The organism is Sunxiuqinia sp. A32, assembly GCF_052690465.1.
In genome coordinates, this window is the sequence record NZ_JBQYLI010000005.1 from 22,808 (window position 1) to 37,648 (window position 14,841).

At 36.8% G+C, this 14,841-nt stretch carries 11 protein-coding genes; 9 read left to right on the forward strand and 2 right to left on the reverse strand.

The window, feature by feature from the left end; genetic code table 11:
- Positions 1-5 precede the first annotated feature (5 nt).
- The 5 genes from htpG (at position 6) to ACUNWD_RS06350 (ending at position 5,076) form a co-directional block, all read left to right on the forward strand.
- Entirely contained in the window at positions 6-2,057 is a 2,052-nt protein-coding gene (htpG, locus tag ACUNWD_RS06330; protein WP_445586943.1) for a molecular chaperone HtpG, read from the forward strand.
- A gap of 398 nt (positions 2,058-2,455) precedes the next feature.
- Positions 2,456-2,908, forward strand: coding sequence for a hypothetical protein (locus tag ACUNWD_RS06335; protein ID WP_445586944.1), 453 nt, complete (start codon positions 2,456-2,458; stop codon positions 2,906-2,908).
- Between the two features lie 17 nt (positions 2,909-2,925).
- Positions 2,926-3,381: a hypothetical protein gene (locus ACUNWD_RS06340; RefSeq protein WP_445586945.1), complete on the forward strand. Its 456-nt coding sequence runs from the start codon at positions 2,926-2,928 to the stop codon at positions 3,379-3,381.
- A gap of 111 nt (positions 3,382-3,492) precedes the next feature.
- Entirely contained in the window at positions 3,493-4,377 is an 885-nt protein-coding gene (locus ACUNWD_RS06345) for a transglutaminase-like domain-containing protein (protein ID WP_445586946.1), read from the forward strand.
- 81 nt (positions 4,378-4,458) lie between these two features.
- A complete protein-coding gene (locus ACUNWD_RS06350) occupies positions 4,459-5,076 on the forward strand; it encodes a hypothetical protein (protein ID WP_445586947.1) in 618 nt (205 codons plus the stop codon).
- A gap of 141 nt (positions 5,077-5,217) precedes the next feature.
- Here the strand turns inward: ACUNWD_RS06350 and ACUNWD_RS06355 are convergent, their stop codons facing one another.
- Both ACUNWD_RS06355 and ACUNWD_RS06360 read right to left on the reverse strand, forming a co-directional pair.
- On the reverse strand, positions 5,218-6,078 hold the full coding sequence (locus ACUNWD_RS06355) for a sigma-70 family RNA polymerase sigma factor (RefSeq protein WP_445586948.1): 861 nt from the start codon (positions 6,076-6,078) through the stop codon (positions 5,218-5,220).
- A 111-nt stretch (positions 6,079-6,189) separates the two neighbouring features.
- Positions 6,190-7,635, reverse strand: a complete 1,446-nt coding sequence (locus tag ACUNWD_RS06360) for a Do family serine endopeptidase (protein ID WP_445586949.1) — start codon at positions 7,633-7,635, stop codon at positions 6,190-6,192.
- Positions 7,636-7,905: 270 nt separating this feature from the next.
- On the opposite strand from ACUNWD_RS06360, the gene ACUNWD_RS06365 reads away from it, so the two are divergent.
- From ACUNWD_RS06365 to ACUNWD_RS06380, 4 genes are all read left to right on the forward strand, one after another.
- Positions 7,906-9,927: a cache domain-containing protein gene (locus tag ACUNWD_RS06365; RefSeq protein WP_445586950.1), complete on the forward strand. Its 2,022-nt coding sequence runs from the start codon at positions 7,906-7,908 to the stop codon at positions 9,925-9,927.
- Between the two features lie 97 nt (positions 9,928-10,024).
- The gene (locus ACUNWD_RS06370; RefSeq protein ID WP_445586951.1) at positions 10,025-10,447 is read left to right on the forward strand and encodes a hypothetical protein; all 423 of its coding nucleotides are present in this window, start codon (positions 10,025-10,027) and stop codon (positions 10,445-10,447) included.
- A gap of 77 nt (positions 10,448-10,524) precedes the next feature.
- Positions 10,525-11,739: an efflux RND transporter periplasmic adaptor subunit gene (locus ACUNWD_RS06375; RefSeq protein ID WP_445586952.1), complete on the forward strand. Its 1,215-nt coding sequence runs from the start codon at positions 10,525-10,527 to the stop codon at positions 11,737-11,739.
- Positions 11,740-11,757: 18 nt separating this feature from the next.
- Positions 11,758-14,841: an efflux RND transporter permease subunit gene (locus tag ACUNWD_RS06380; RefSeq protein ID WP_445586953.1), complete on the forward strand. Its 3,084-nt coding sequence runs from the start codon at positions 11,758-11,760 to the stop codon at positions 14,839-14,841.

Consider the following 14,841-nt stretch of genomic DNA (forward strand, 5'->3'; position numbering starts at 1 on the left):
TAGCGATGCAAAAAGGTAAAATTGGCGTTTCAAGTGACAATTTATTCCCAATCATCAAAAAGTTCTTGTATTCAGATCACGATATTTTCCTTCGTGAAATTGTATCGAATGCAGTAGATGCCACCCAAAAGTTGAGAACATTAGCCAACAGGGGCGAAACAACAGTTTCGGTAGAAGAAGCTAAAGTTAGAGTGAGCCTGGATAAGGAAAACAAAACCATCACCGTTTCGGATAATGGTATTGGAATGACTGCTGAGGAAATCGAAAAGTATATCAATCAGATTGCATTCTCAGGAGCGAACGAATTCCTTGAAAAATATAAAAATGATGCCAATGCAATTATTGGTCATTTTGGTCTGGGATTCTATTCTTCATTTATGGTTTCTCACCAGGTAGAAATTGTAACTAAGTCTCACAAAGAAGGATCACAAGCGGTAAAATGGTCATGCGACGGAAGTCCTGATTACACCATTGAAGACACCGAACGCGAAGTTGTTGGAACGGATATCATCATGCATGTAAATGAAGAGTCTGAAGAATTCCTCGAAAAAGCGCGTTTGTCTGAAATCCTAACAAAATACTGTAAATTCTTACCGGTTCCTGTTGTATTCGGAAAGAAAACAGAATGGAAAGATGGAAAGGAAGTTGAAACAGAAGAAGAAAATCAAATCAATAATGTTGCTCCGGCATGGACCAAAAAACCAGTTGATTTGAAAGACGAAGATTATACTTCTTTCTACCGCGAATTATATCCATATGGAGAAGAGCCACTTTTCAATATTCATTTGAATGTAGATTATCCTTTCAACCTGACTGGTATTTTATATTTCCCAAAATTGAAGAATACTGTTGAAGTTCAGAAAAACAAGATTCAACTATACAGCAACCAGGTATTTGTAACTGATTCAGTTGAAGGAATTGTGCCTGAATTTTTGACCCTGCTTCATGGGGTGATCGATTCACCGGATATACCATTGAACGTATCACGCTCCTATTTGCAAAGTGATTCGAATGTGAAGAAAATCAGCAACCACATCACCAAAAAAGTGGCTGATCGACTTCACCAGATATTCAAAGACAACCGCGAAGACTTTGAGAAAAAATGGGACGACCTGAAAATATTCATCGAATATGGAATGCTGACTGATGAGAAGTTTGCTGAAAAAGCAATGAACTTCTTCTTGTTTAAAAATACCGATGGTAAATATTTCACCTTTGAAGAATACGAAACGTTGATTAAGGAAAACCAGACGAACAAAGAGAATAACCTGGTTTACCTTTATACAACAGATAAGGAAGAACAATATTCATTTGTACAAACTGCTACAAATAAAGGCTACGATGTTTTGGAAATGAACGATGTTCTTACCACTCCATTGCTGAACAAATTTGAGCAAAAATATACAGACAAACGATTTGTTCGAGTAGACTCGGACGTTGTTGAAAACCTGATTCAAAAAGAAGACGAAAAAGATGAATTGAGTTGGGATGAAAAAGATGAATTGAGCCCGGTTTTCCAGGCAGTTTGCCCGGATACTCAAGGCATCAACTACATTGTTGATTTTAAAGATTTGGGTGAAAGCGGAAAACCAATTGTAATTACCCGTAACGAGTTTATGCGCCGCATGAAGGACATGGGGCAATTGCAAGGTGGAATGAGCATGTATGGTGACCTGCCAGATAGCCTAAACCTGGTAGTTAACACAGCTCACCCATTGGTTAAAAAAGTATTGGAAGCAAAAGATAAAAAGCTGGGTGAAAAATTTTCTACTTTGAAAGCCGATCTTGATGCTCAAAAATCGGAAAGAGAACAGCTTGAAAAAGCGAAAGAAGGAAAGAAAGAAGAAGAAATTCCTTCGGCTGATAAAGAAAAGCTGGAAGATTTGCAAAAATCAATTGCAACACTCGAGCAAGACAAGCGTGCTAAACTGGAAGATTTCGGTAAGAAAAATAAGCTTGCTAAACAAATGGTTGACCTTGCTTTACTTGCAAACGGCATGCTAAAAGGTGAAGCGCTTGACCAGTTTGTAAACCGCAGTGTTGAGCTTATCAAATAAGCACTATCATATACCTATTTACACCAGAAAGCATCCTTATTTAAAGGGTGCTTTTTTTATGTGTTTATTTAACCGCTGACAACCTTTCAAAAAAACATGCTTATGAAAATAAATTTCATAAGCATCGGTTGAGAAAAACATAAGCATAAAAATTATTTTCATGCTTATATTTTTTTAGCCTTCACTTGAAATTCAAATATTTCCCTTTTTGTAACTAAGAAATCCTCACACAAAACCATACTTACATAATTATTGATTAAGTTTTATTTATTACCTTGTGAACTTAATTTCAGAACAAGACAAATGCCCCAAATCAAAATGTCAAAATTAAAATATAAGGTATAAAAGGTACGTAGATGCTAAGGCAACAAACAGTGAAACAACTAAAAAGATACATTATGGCTAAAAAATTGACCTTTGGATTCGTTCTATTATTACTGGTTTTGCATGGAAATGCACAAGAAACACCAGACTTAATAATAGCAAATTTTTTTAAAACCTACAAAGTAGAAGGCTCCTCAAAAGCTTTAGATGATCTTTATGCTACAAATCCTTGGACATCTCGAATCCAAGATGCTATAAACAATGTGAAAAACCAACTTGGCAGATTTGATGAGGAATTGGTTGGTAAGTATTACGGATACGAAGAAATAGTATCTAAAAAGCTAGGAGATTCTTTTATGCTAAAATCATACTTCTTAAAATTTGATAGACAATTTTTGAGGTTGACTTTTCAGTTTTATAAACCAGAAAATGACTGGAGGCTTTTCAGCTTTAAGTTCGATGACACTTTTGATGATGAAATTGAAGAGGCCGCAAAATTGTATTATTTAGATCTTGAAAACGAATAACACCTCAGTAAAACAATATGAAAAAAATATTTTACGTAATCATCCTAAGTCTACTTGTAGGATGCGCTGTAATGCCAAGACCAAGAGAAGTACTACATTTCAATTATGATTTTAGAGAATATTCGGAACAAGGTTTTTTCATCTCCCCAAATCCATACATTGGAGAATATAAACCTCTTGGACTGATTAAGATTGAAGTATTCCCAGGGCAAGTAAAAGAATTAAATAATGAATCAGAAAACAAATTGGACACACCATATATCTCTAAAAATTCTACGTTTTATGTAGACGAAGAAATAAGAACGGATGAGTTATTGGATATCCTTGTTAAACAAGCAAAAAACATGGGTGCAAATGGAATCGTAAATTTTAAGGCATATGAAGATTTTATTGTTAGCTTCCACAAGGGGGTAAAATATTCTCGTTTCGAAAAATATAGATTAGAAGGTTTTGCAATTTTTAGAAATAACTAAAATATATTGAGAATCTGGATTAATTCTTATTTGATTAAAGTATATTAAAAAAAAGAGGACTACCCCAAACCTTACAGCACATAAGCATATCCTCAACAACAAACGAATACGATGAAGATTCACATTTTTACATTAATTGCCATTACTCTATTACTGACTAGTTGCGCCACTTTTTTTAGAGCGATTAATTACAGTCCTTCCAACAAAATGAAAGAAATTACATTTACAGAAGAGTCGCCAAATACAGCCTATCACTTTTATTATTCGGACACTTTAAATCATTCTTATTTAAGGGAGTTGCGCCAGAAATATAAGCTAGACAATCTCGCAGCAACAGCGAGTAGCGAAATGGAGAAAATCAAAGCTATTTTAAATTGGTCGAGTTCGCAATGGAGTCACAATGGAAGTAATTCGCCCTCAAATGCCGACGCCTTAACAATATTGAAAGAGGCAAAAAACGGAAGTCAATTCCGCTGTGTTGAATATGGAATTCTGGCCTCTGCCTGTTTGAATTCGGTTGGATTGCGATCACGAGTACTGGGGCTCAAAACAAGAGATGTAGAAAAAGTTAAAAAAGGTGCCGCCCACGTTGTAACAGAAGTTTATTCCAAAAAGTACAATAAATGGATTTTTATCGATCCTCAATTTAACATACTCCCAACAAAGAATGGAACTCCATTAAACGCTGTTGAATTTCAAAAAGCAATATTAAGTGGTAAGGAGGATATAGAACTTGTAAATATCAACGGTGCGGTTGATGCAGATTTTTCGGAAAACTATCTCCAATGGATTGGGAAATACTTGTATTATTTCGATGTTCTATTTGACCAAAGAATTGGTTATGAATTAGATTATAAAGACTTCGATGGAAAAACGAAACTGATGTTGGTACCTGCAGAAGCTGAAAATCCAACGGTTTTTCAACGAAATAACAAAATAAACTATTGCATCTATACAAACTCAATAAGCGACTTTTACAGAAATCCCATGAACTAAAAAAATAGATGAATAGGTAGTTGGTCTGAATTTTGAGGTAAAACAAAAAGTTTACCAATCTCAAGCCCAAATCCATCAATAATGAACAAAGGAAAAACCTGGATATTTGGAATATTATTTGGCTCCATACTGGCATTTACAGGATGGAATGGTTTCAAGAATCCAATTTTCCTAATGGGCGATACCCAAAAAGTAAAAGGTAAAATAATTGAGGTATTTCCATCTAAAGAGGTTCAGAATTATAGCCGTAAAATAAAATATGTATACGCAGTTGATAACAGCTATTACTGCGACTTTAAGAAGCTGGGAACCAGTGCAGAGCCTCAAGCAATTGGCAATGATATTGAAATTGTATATTCAATTAATAATCCGAAATGGAATAAAGTCACAAAACTGTTAAACAATTACAAAAATTCCGATGGTGAAAAATACTATTCCAACAAGGATTCAGGCTATATTGAGATGCACCTGATCAATGGAATTTTTAAATATAAAGAGTTTGCTGAACAAGGAGTTAACATTCATGATTTTGTTGGCGAATATTCTATCCTCAATGACTCAATAAAACTCAAACACTATCACCTTCATAACGATAGCATCACCTCACAACATCCTTTGATATTTGTATTTGATACCGACAATAAGAATCATCTAAAAGAACTTCAATCCGATCGAATCTTTATAAATTCAGACTACTAGTAAAAAGAAATTTGGCAGGATCAAATAGAAACGAATGGCCATTTATTCATGAGTTCAATCGTTAAATTTTAAGTTTTATAAATTTGGGTGAGAATTTAAGACAAAAAAAACCGCCTCGAGGGGCGGTTAAAAGTCTTTCATCTATCCAAGATATGTTTTTAACAACTTACTTCTGGATGTGTGCCGCAATCTGCGGATAGCTTTTTCTTTAATTTGCCGAACCCTTTCGCGGGTCAGCCCAAATCTTTCTCCAATTTCTTCCAGGGTCATCTCCTGGCAGCCAATACCAAAGAACATCCTGATGATGTCACTTTCTCGTTCCGTAAGGGTAGCAAGAGCACGTTCGATTTCCCGTGCAAGGGACTCCATCATTAAGCTGCGGTCAGCATTTGGGGAGTCATTGTTTATAAGAACATCAAGAAGACTGTTGTCCTCACCTTCAACAAAAGGTGCGTCTACTGAAATATGACGGCCAGATACTCTCAAAGTATCGGCAACCTTTTCAGGAGGCAACTCCAGCGAATCAGCAAGTTCTTCTGGCGAAGGCTTGCGCTCGTTTTCTTGTTCGAATTTTGAGAATGCCTTGTTGATTTTATTCAACGAACCAACTTGGTTCAAAGGCAAACGAACAATACGAGACTGCTCAGCCAAAGCCTGAAGAATAGACTGGCGTATCCACCAAACGGCATAAGAGATGAACTTGAAACCACGCGTTTCGTCAAATTTCTCGGCGGCTTTAATCAAACCAAGGTTGCCTTCATTAATAAGGTCGGGAAGGCTCAATCCCTGATTTTGATATTGCTTAGCCACAGAAACCACAAAACGGAGGTTTGCCCGTGTCAACTTTTCTAAAGCTGCCTGGTCACCTTTTTTGATACGCTGTGCTAATTCAACTTCTTCTTCAACGGTAATAAGTTCTTCTTTTCCAATTTCCTGCAGGTACTTGTCAAGAGAAGCGCTCTCACGGTTGGTAATCGATTTTGTAATCTTTAATTGTCTCATACACCCTTCTAAAAAAATCGTGCAAATATAGACTTTTATAGTCAATAATTCAAACCCAACGCCAGCTTTATTCCAGTGTAACTTAATTGTTAATTATAACGATACATATCGTTAGTTATTTACACCAAAAACGTAGTAAGCTAGCTCTCCATTGGGATACATTCCTTCAATTAATATTCCTCCTTTGGCATTTTTTACAATGCCCCTCAAATCATTAACCCCACTAACCTCTTCCTTGTTCACATGGGTAATGATAAATCCTTCTTTTAGACCAGCGTCCTTTAATTTACCTTTATTTAAATTGGAAATTTGAATTCCATGGCTTATTTGTAGACGATATTTCTGGTTATCTGTTATTTCCTTAAACTCAGCTCCAAGAAACTCAGCGTCGCTTGCAGTGAGGATTTCTGTATCTCCGTGCATGTTACGGAGTGTTACGTTAAATTGTTTCGGTTTATTATCTCTTTTTATCAAAATTTTTACAACATCGCCTGGACGGTGCTTTCCAATCTGTTCCTGAAGCTCTGCAGATGAGTTTACTGGAATACCATCAATATTTATTACAACATCTTCAGCTTCAATACCTGCCTCTTCTGCCGCACTATTCTCAGTGACGCCACCAATGAATACACCTTCAATTTTATCAAGTCCAAATTCTTCTGCAACTTTTGCATTTACATCACCAATTCGAACACCTAACAATGCACGTTGTACCTGTCCAAATTCTTTTAAATCGCCAACAACTTTTTCGACAATATTGGATGGAACGGCAAATGAGTAACCAGTGTAGGATCCGGTTCTGGATGCAATTGCAGTATTGATGCCCACCAAATCACCATTCATATTCACCAAGGCACCTCCACTATTTCCAGGATTTACAGCTGCATCTGTCTGAATAAAGGCTTCAATACTCATGTCTGCACGGTTAATACCAATATTCCGGCTCTTTGCACTAACAATCCCTGCTGTTACAGTTGATGTTAGATTAAAAGGATTACCAACGGCTAAAACCCATTCTCCCAATTTCAGTGCATCAGAATTTCCAAAATTCAAATGAGGCAACTTCTTTTCTTCAATTTTTAGAAGCGCAATATCTGTTGTTGGATCTGTTCCAACTAACTTCGCTTCAAACTCACGCTTATCGTTCAAAACAACTTTAATATTATCCGCACCATCAATAACGTGGTTATTCGTTACAATATATCCGTCTTCGGTTAAAATTACTCCCGAACCTGCACCTTCTCGTATTTGTGGTTCCTGGTTGCGATAGCGGTCTCCGTAAAACCATTCAAAAAATGGACTATTGTATGAGTCTACCTGAGCCTTTGACACTACTTTTACGTGGACAACAGCATGTACAGAACTTCCAGCGGCATAGGTCAGGTCTGGCGCTTCACCCTGCGGGGCAGAAGGAAGGTTAGCATATTTCATCGCCTGGCTCTGTTCAACGGTCACAATTTGTGGTTCCTGAACAAATTGTGTATAAGCCCAAATCGCTACAAATGCACTGAATAATGCAACCAAAATTGTAAAGCTAATTTTCCTTAAATCTTTCATGATATTCGTATTTTAAAAGTTTCATCAACAATTATGACGTAAAGGTAACGCATAAAAAATGCCAGTGTTTTTCAATTTTTCATTCATTTAATTTGTTTAACAAGTTTTAACAGCCCACTGACAAAAATTCAACATCCAAGCCATATTGTTCAATATATCGTCCTCTTTTTTACATTTCAATCTGTAATATTTTCAAATTAAAGCAGTCCAACCTGACACATTTTCATTCTTTGTATATAAATTAGAGGCATCAAAAAAAACCATTCGTTGATGAAGAATAGTCATCTGCAGAAAGCATATAAAGTCAACAGCATATCTTCATACATTAAGTTATTGGTTATTGTTTCTACAGTGCTTACGACTATTGTAATTGCTGTCGCTTATTCTGCGCATGAGATTACTACATTTAAACGAATCAACGAAGACCTAAAACAATCTTATTTAAGTGAACAAAAAGAATTTATAAAAGATCTCATTGACGGAGAAGTTCAATATATTCAAGAGCAGAAAAGTCACTTTGACATTAAAACAAGAGAGAGATTCCGGCAAAACGTATTGAATGCCTGCAAACTGGCCGAAAACTTATATACCGAATACAATGACAAGCTCACAACACCCGAATTAAAGAAACTGATTATCAACGCCCTGTCATCACTTGAACCTCAAAATAAATTTTCAAAAATTTTTATAAATACAACCTCCGGATACGGCGTTTACTATGCCGGAAGGCCGGAATATAGCGGAATTAATTTGACAGATCTGGAGGATATAAATGGGAACCGCGTTGTGCAAGCTGAAGTTGATTTCTTAAAATCGAATGATGAAGGATTTTTAGCGTATTCACCAAATGCGAATTTTGACAGCATCCCTCAACAGAAAGTCACCTTTGTGAAAAAATTCGGACATTTTAACTGGTACATAGGCTCGAAAGGATACCTTGAAGATTATTACAATGACTTCAAGTTACAAATTGCATCAAAAACGAGTTCGATGCGATTTAGACATGGCGGGTATATATTTCTAAATGAAACTGATGGAGATCCCATTGCGATGAATGGACAGATATTCTCCGGAAGTTTTAATTTTTATGATGGCAGCGATTTAAAGAAAAAGGAAATTTTCGAATTACAAACAAATACGGCAAAATCGAATTACCCTGACGGTGGCTATTTCACTTATGAATGGAAAAAGATTGATGGATCTGCCCCAAGTCCAAAAATTTCATATGTCAAATTATTTAAACCTTGTAATTGGTTTGTTGGAGCCGGATACTATCTGGATGAAATCGACAGTGTTTTAGCCATTCAACAGAAAAATCTAAAAAAAGCACTAATTGAAGACCTTCTACAAATAATCCTAATTCTTATTCTGATTTTATCAATCCAATTTTACGTTATTCTGCGATTCAATAAAAAGTATACTGCAGATTTTTCGCACTTCAACCACTTCTTTACAATTGGGAAAGGGAAATATAAAACGATCGAAACCAATGATTTAAACTTCAATGAGTTTAAACAGATGGGGACTATTGCCAATGAAATGATTAATGAGCAGGAGAAAACTCATAAGAAACTATTAAAAGAACAAAAGAAAGCTCAGGAATCCGACCGACTAAAAACTGCATTTTTGGCAAACATGTCACACGAGATTCGAACACCGATGAATGCAATACTGGGTTTCTCCGAGTTGATTAATGATCCATCCCTGAATTGCGATTCGAAAAAAGATTTTACACAAATCATTATTGACAATGGACAACATTTGCTCGGACTCATTAATGATATTATCGACATTTCAAAAATCGAGTCTGACCAACTAAATATCTCAAAACGAAAATTCAGGCTTGATTCATTAATTGAAACAATTGAGAAGCAATTTCAGGAACAATTAAACAAAGATGGTAATTCAGCCATAAAGTTTGATGTGAAAACAAAAATCCCAGTTAACTATCTCTTAAACTCTGATGAATTTCGTATTAAGCAGGTTTTGGTAAACTTAATTGGGAATGCGATTAAATTCACCCACCGTGGATCGATCAAACTAAACGTAACTAAAACTGAAAATAAAATTCGATTTGAGATTTCAGATACTGGGATTGGCATATCAAAAGAGGATCAAGAGACAATCTTTCAACGCTTTGTGCAAGCAAAAATAAACACTAAAAACAATTACGGTGGTACTGGATTGGGATTAGCTATTTCTAAAAATATTGTCAACATTCTGGGAGGTGAAATTGGAGTGACTTCAAAACCTGGCAAAGGTTCCGAATTTTACTTTTACATTCCGATTTAACAAATTTGCCGAGGAAACCAGAACCTATTAAAATAAAAACCCATTTTAAATTGATTTGTAATTGAAAAATGTATTTTTGCATTCGTAGCTATTCAGAATGAGGCAAATAAAAAAAATAATTGGAACTGTTATGCTTTGGTTGGCAGGAATAATCCTGACGGCTCATAGCTTTATACCTCATCATCACCATATAGGATTCGAACAAACAAAAGAAGCATGCCACCAGGAATGCTGCTCTTCACACGATCAAAAACTTGAGAATGTAAAAATCAATATCATCGAACTACTTGCTGCGGGGAACCAGCATGAGCACGATGCATGTAATGGATGTGAGTTTAATGCAAAAACAACTTCACCGCTTAGCAAACTTAGTCTGGATATTCTCAATTTTTCGGAGCAAAATTCAAAACCAATCATTTTTTCAGCAAAATCAACAACTATTTGTCCGTTACAAATAGATCATTCATCTCCCCTACTTTCTGAAATTGGTGCCCTGCGTGGGCCCCCGGCACTTGGATAAATCCGTCTGTACAAATTCAACATTTATTTGATAGCGTCTAAAGTGATCAGAATTTTCCATTTTAAAAATTGATAACAATGAAACGAGTTTTATTATTGACCGTTTTGTCAACATATATCTTTGCTGCAATTTCTTGTGGCGAACACAAACACAATGAAAACAATGAACATCAGATCGAAATTCATGAGCATAACGAGAACCACGATCATGAACACGAGCAAAGTGCACATATTCTTGAAGAAAAGGAGCATGAAGGTGAAGATCATCTGCATGAGGAATTAAGCGAACACGAACATGATCTAAAATACGGTGTCATTGAAGTAGATCCAGTCGGTTTTCAGGAAGTCATCCATACAAGTGGTGTGATTATACCAGCCCAAAGTGATGAGCAGACCCTAACAGCCATTCACGATGGAATCGTAGTTTTTGGGACAAAATCATTGCTAGCCGGGAAAGAAGTAAAAAAAGGAGAAATTCTTCTTACAATTTCAGGTAAAGGACTGATTCACGACAACATTGAAAATACTTTCCGCGATTCAAAATCTGAATTTGAAACTGCTCAGTCCAATTATGAGCGAGCGAAAATTTTGAATGAGGATAAGATTACTTCCGACAAAGATCTGGCTGATATTGAAATGACTTTTCTAAAGGCTAAGAACAACTATGAAATAGTCAAACAAAACTACTCATCGGGGGGGCAAAAAGTGGCAGCACTCTCAAGTGGTTATATTAAAGACATAATTATCACTGAAGGACAATACGTTACTACCGGCCAGCCACTTTTGAGAATAACTCAGAATAAGCGACTTGTTGTAAAAGCAGATGTTCCTCAACGGTTCTTCAGCAAACTCAAGGAAATTAATACTGCTAATTTCATCACTCCCTATGATCAACGTCTTTACAAAACCAGTGAACTTAACGGGAAATTTATCTCTTATGGGAAAAGCACGCTATCCAACTCGTTATTCACCCCAATTTATTTTGAAATTGATAATGTTGGAAGTCTGCTTTCCGGATCATTTGTTGAGATATTTCTAAAAACAGCATCGGTTCCCAATAGCATTGTGATACCTAAAACAGCCATACTTGAAGAAGCTGGAAATTATTACGTTTACGCTGAAGGTCATGACGGATTTGAAAAACGAATGGTATCTATTGATTGCCATGATGGTGAAAGTTTTCACATTAGCAGCGGATTAAAACAAGGAGATCATATTGCCACGAAAAATGTTTACCAAATTAAGTTGGCCTCTCTTTCATCATCGCTGCCTGCCCATACACATCAACATTAACCAAACGCCTTTAATCACATGCTAAATAAAATTATTGAATATGCGCTAAAGCATAAGGTGGTGGTTCTTTTAATCGCTTTCCTGATTATTGGAGCCGGCTCGTGGGTTGCCTCCAAAATGGAAATTGATGTTTTCCCTGACCTAAATGCTCCCACAGTTGTAGTTCTCACAGAAGCCCATGGTATGGCTCCCGAAGAAGTTGAACGTTTAGTTACGTTTCCTATTGAAACGGCCGTCAACGGAGCAACCAATATTCGCAGGGTTCGTTCGTCATCCGCAATGGGGTTTTCCATTGTCTGGGTTGAATTTGACTGGGGAATGGATATTTACGATGCCCGTCAGATTGTTAGTGAAAAATTATCAGCAATCTCCGGACAAATGCCTGTTGGAGTTGGTGCTCCCACCTTGGCTCCACAATCATCCATTATGGGAGAAATCATGATGATAGCTTTAACAGCTGATGAGACTTCTCCAATGGATGTACGAACAATTGCTGAATGGAACCTACGTCCTAATTTACTTTCGGTTGGAGGTGTTGCCCAGGTGGCAATCATTGGAGGTGAGTTTAAAGAATACCAGGTACTTGCCGATCCACTGAAGATGAAATTCTTTGAAGTTTCATTTGATCAATTAATACAAGCGTGCACATTCTCAAATGAAAATGTGTCGGGAGGCTTTATCAATGAGCACGGTCAGGAATACCTAATTCGCGGAACAGGAAGAAGCAGCAAGGTTGATGAAATTGGAAACACCCTTGTTAAAATGATTGATGGTCATCCGGTAAAAGTAAGTGACATTGCTACGATAAAAATTGGTCCTGCCCCTAAAATTGGAGATGCCTCCTACCGTGGAGAACAAGCTGTAATTCTTACGATCACCAAACAGCCCAATATCAACACGCTCGATCTAACAGAAAAAATTAAATCTTCCCTAAATGACCTAAAAAAAACACTTCCGGAGGATGTTGAAATTCACACCGACATTTTTGAACAGGCTAACTTTATTCAAACAGCCGTTAATAATGTGAAAAAAGCACTTTTAGAAGGCGGACTTTTTGTCATCATCATACTTTTCATCTTTCTGATGAACTACAGGACCACGATCATTTCAGTTATAGCAATTCCACTTTCGCTGCTTGTTGCAATACTTGTCATGAAATTTCTGGACATCTCGATCAATACGATGACTCTTGGAGGAATGACGATTGCCATTGGCTCGCTGGTTGATGATGCGATTATTGATGTGGAAAATGTTTATAAACGGCTTCGGCAAAATATACAACGCCCCTTAGAAGAACGGAAATCAAATTTTCAGGTGGTTTATGAGGCTTCAGTTGAAATCAGAGCCTCAATACTGAATGCAACTCTAATTATTATTGTTGCCTTTCTCCCACTTTTCTTTCTTACCGGCATGGAAGGAAGGATGTTGAAACCTCTGGGAATTGCTTACATCGTATCACTTTTTGCGTCATTGTTTGTTGCTGTAACAGTTATTCCTGTACTATCCAGCCTTCTGTTATCCAAGGAAAAACAACTAAGGAAGCAGGAATCAGGTAGTCGCACGGAACAATTCCTAAGAAAGCATTACAGCCAAAGTTTAAGTAAAACGATTAACCATAAAAACTGGGTAATTGGAATTTCAGGCGTACTTGTTATCCTGTCAGTCATCCTTATTAGCAGTTTCGGCCGAAGTTTTCTACCTCCTTTTAACGAAGGCTCACTTACGATCAATACTGCGACGATGCCCGGCATCAACCTCAAAGAATCGAATAAAATTGGAATCAAAGCAGAAAAAGCATTGCTTTCAATACCAGAGATTAAGGCAGTGGCACGGCGAACAGGAAGGGCTGAATTAGCAGAACATGCATTTGGAGTAAATGTATCAGAAATTGATGCACCGTTCCAATTGGAGGATCGTTCGCGTAGTGAGTTTTTAAAAGAAGTACGGGAAAAACTTAACAGTATCGAAGGAGTGATTGTTGAAGTTGGCCAGCCAATTAGCCATCGCATAGATGCCATGTTATCCGGCTCAAAAACAAACATTGCCATTAAACTTTTTGGAAGTGATTTGAATGAAATGTTTCGAATTGCAAATCAAATTCGGGATGTCATACAAAGAGTTGATGGAATTGGAGATTTGTCAGTTGAACAGCAAATAGAGATTCCCCAAATACAAATTAAACCAAACCGAGAAATGCTTGCCCGATATGGGATTCCGGTTAATGAGTTTTTGGAATTTGTTGAAATAGCCTTGGGTGGCGAAAAAATATCGGATGTCTTCGAAAATGAAAAAGCTTTCGACATGGTTCTTCGTTTGGATGATAAATATCGTGACAATCTGGAAGCAATAAAAAATTCTCTAATCGACACCCATGATGGTCAAAAGGTGCCTCTTTATTATGTGGCTGATATAAAGTCAGACTTTGGCCCAAACACCATTGGACGCGAGAATGTGATGCGTAAAATTGTCGTTGCTGTGAATGTTGCTGATCGCGATGTACGCAATGTGGTTTCTGACATTCAGCAACAAATCAATACCAATATTGAGTTACCGGAAAATTACAGAATTGAATATGGAGGACAGTTTGAAAGTGAAGCACAGGCATCGCAAACATTAATGTTTGCCTTTCTAGGAGCTCTGCTGGTAATTTTCATTTTACTGTTTATTGAATTTAAAAAGACAAAGTTAGCATTAATTGTACTGGTCAATCTGCCACTGGCTTTAATTGGTGGTGTAGTTGCTGTTTGGTTCGATTCCGGAGTAATAAGTATTCCTGCAATTATTGGGTTCATAACTTTGTTTGGAATTGCAACACGCAACGGAATTCTTCTAATTACAAACTACGAAGCCCTTGCAGCAAATGGGGAATCTCTAAAAGAACGAATCATTAACGGCTCAACGGATCGGCTAAATCCGATATTAATGACTGCTCTAACAGCAGCATTAGCTTTAATTCCACTTGCATTTGCAGGCGACAAACCAGGAAATGAAATCCAAAGTCCAATGGCCATCGTAATTTTAGGTGGTCTGCTAAGTTCAACCTTATTGAATATTTATGTTGTCCCTGTAATTTATTATTTGCTCAACAAAAAGAAAAATTAA

Coding starts and splice junctions, on each gene's coding strand:
- ACUNWD_RS06360 (WP_445586949.1), bottom strand. CDS start 7,635: ATGAAAGATTTAAGGAAAATTAGCTTTACAATTTTGGTTGCATTATTC.
- ACUNWD_RS06370 (WP_445586951.1), top strand. CDS start 10,025: ATGAGGCAAATAAAAAAAATAATTGGAACTGTTATGCTTTGGTTGGCA.
- ACUNWD_RS06380 (WP_445586953.1), top strand. CDS start 11,758: ATGCTAAATAAAATTATTGAATATGCGCTAAAGCATAAGGTGGTGGTT.
- ACUNWD_RS06340 (WP_445586945.1), top strand. CDS start 2,926: ATGAAAAAAATATTTTACGTAATCATCCTAAGTCTACTTGTAGGATGC.
- ACUNWD_RS06335 (WP_445586944.1), top strand. CDS start 2,456: ATGGCTAAAAAATTGACCTTTGGATTCGTTCTATTATTACTGGTTTTG.
- ACUNWD_RS06350 (WP_445586947.1), top strand. CDS start 4,459: ATGAACAAAGGAAAAACCTGGATATTTGGAATATTATTTGGCTCCATA.
- ACUNWD_RS06355 (WP_445586948.1), bottom strand. CDS start 6,078: ATGAGACAATTAAAGATTACAAAATCGATTACCAACCGTGAGAGCGCT.
- ACUNWD_RS06375 (WP_445586952.1), top strand. CDS start 10,525: ATGAAACGAGTTTTATTATTGACCGTTTTGTCAACATATATCTTTGCT.
- ACUNWD_RS06345 (WP_445586946.1), top strand. CDS start 3,493: ATGAAGATTCACATTTTTACATTAATTGCCATTACTCTATTACTGACT.
- htpG (WP_445586943.1), top strand. CDS start 6: ATGCAAAAAGGTAAAATTGGCGTTTCAAGTGACAATTTATTCCCAATC.
- ACUNWD_RS06365 (WP_445586950.1), top strand. CDS start 7,906: ATGAAGAATAGTCATCTGCAGAAAGCATATAAAGTCAACAGCATATCT.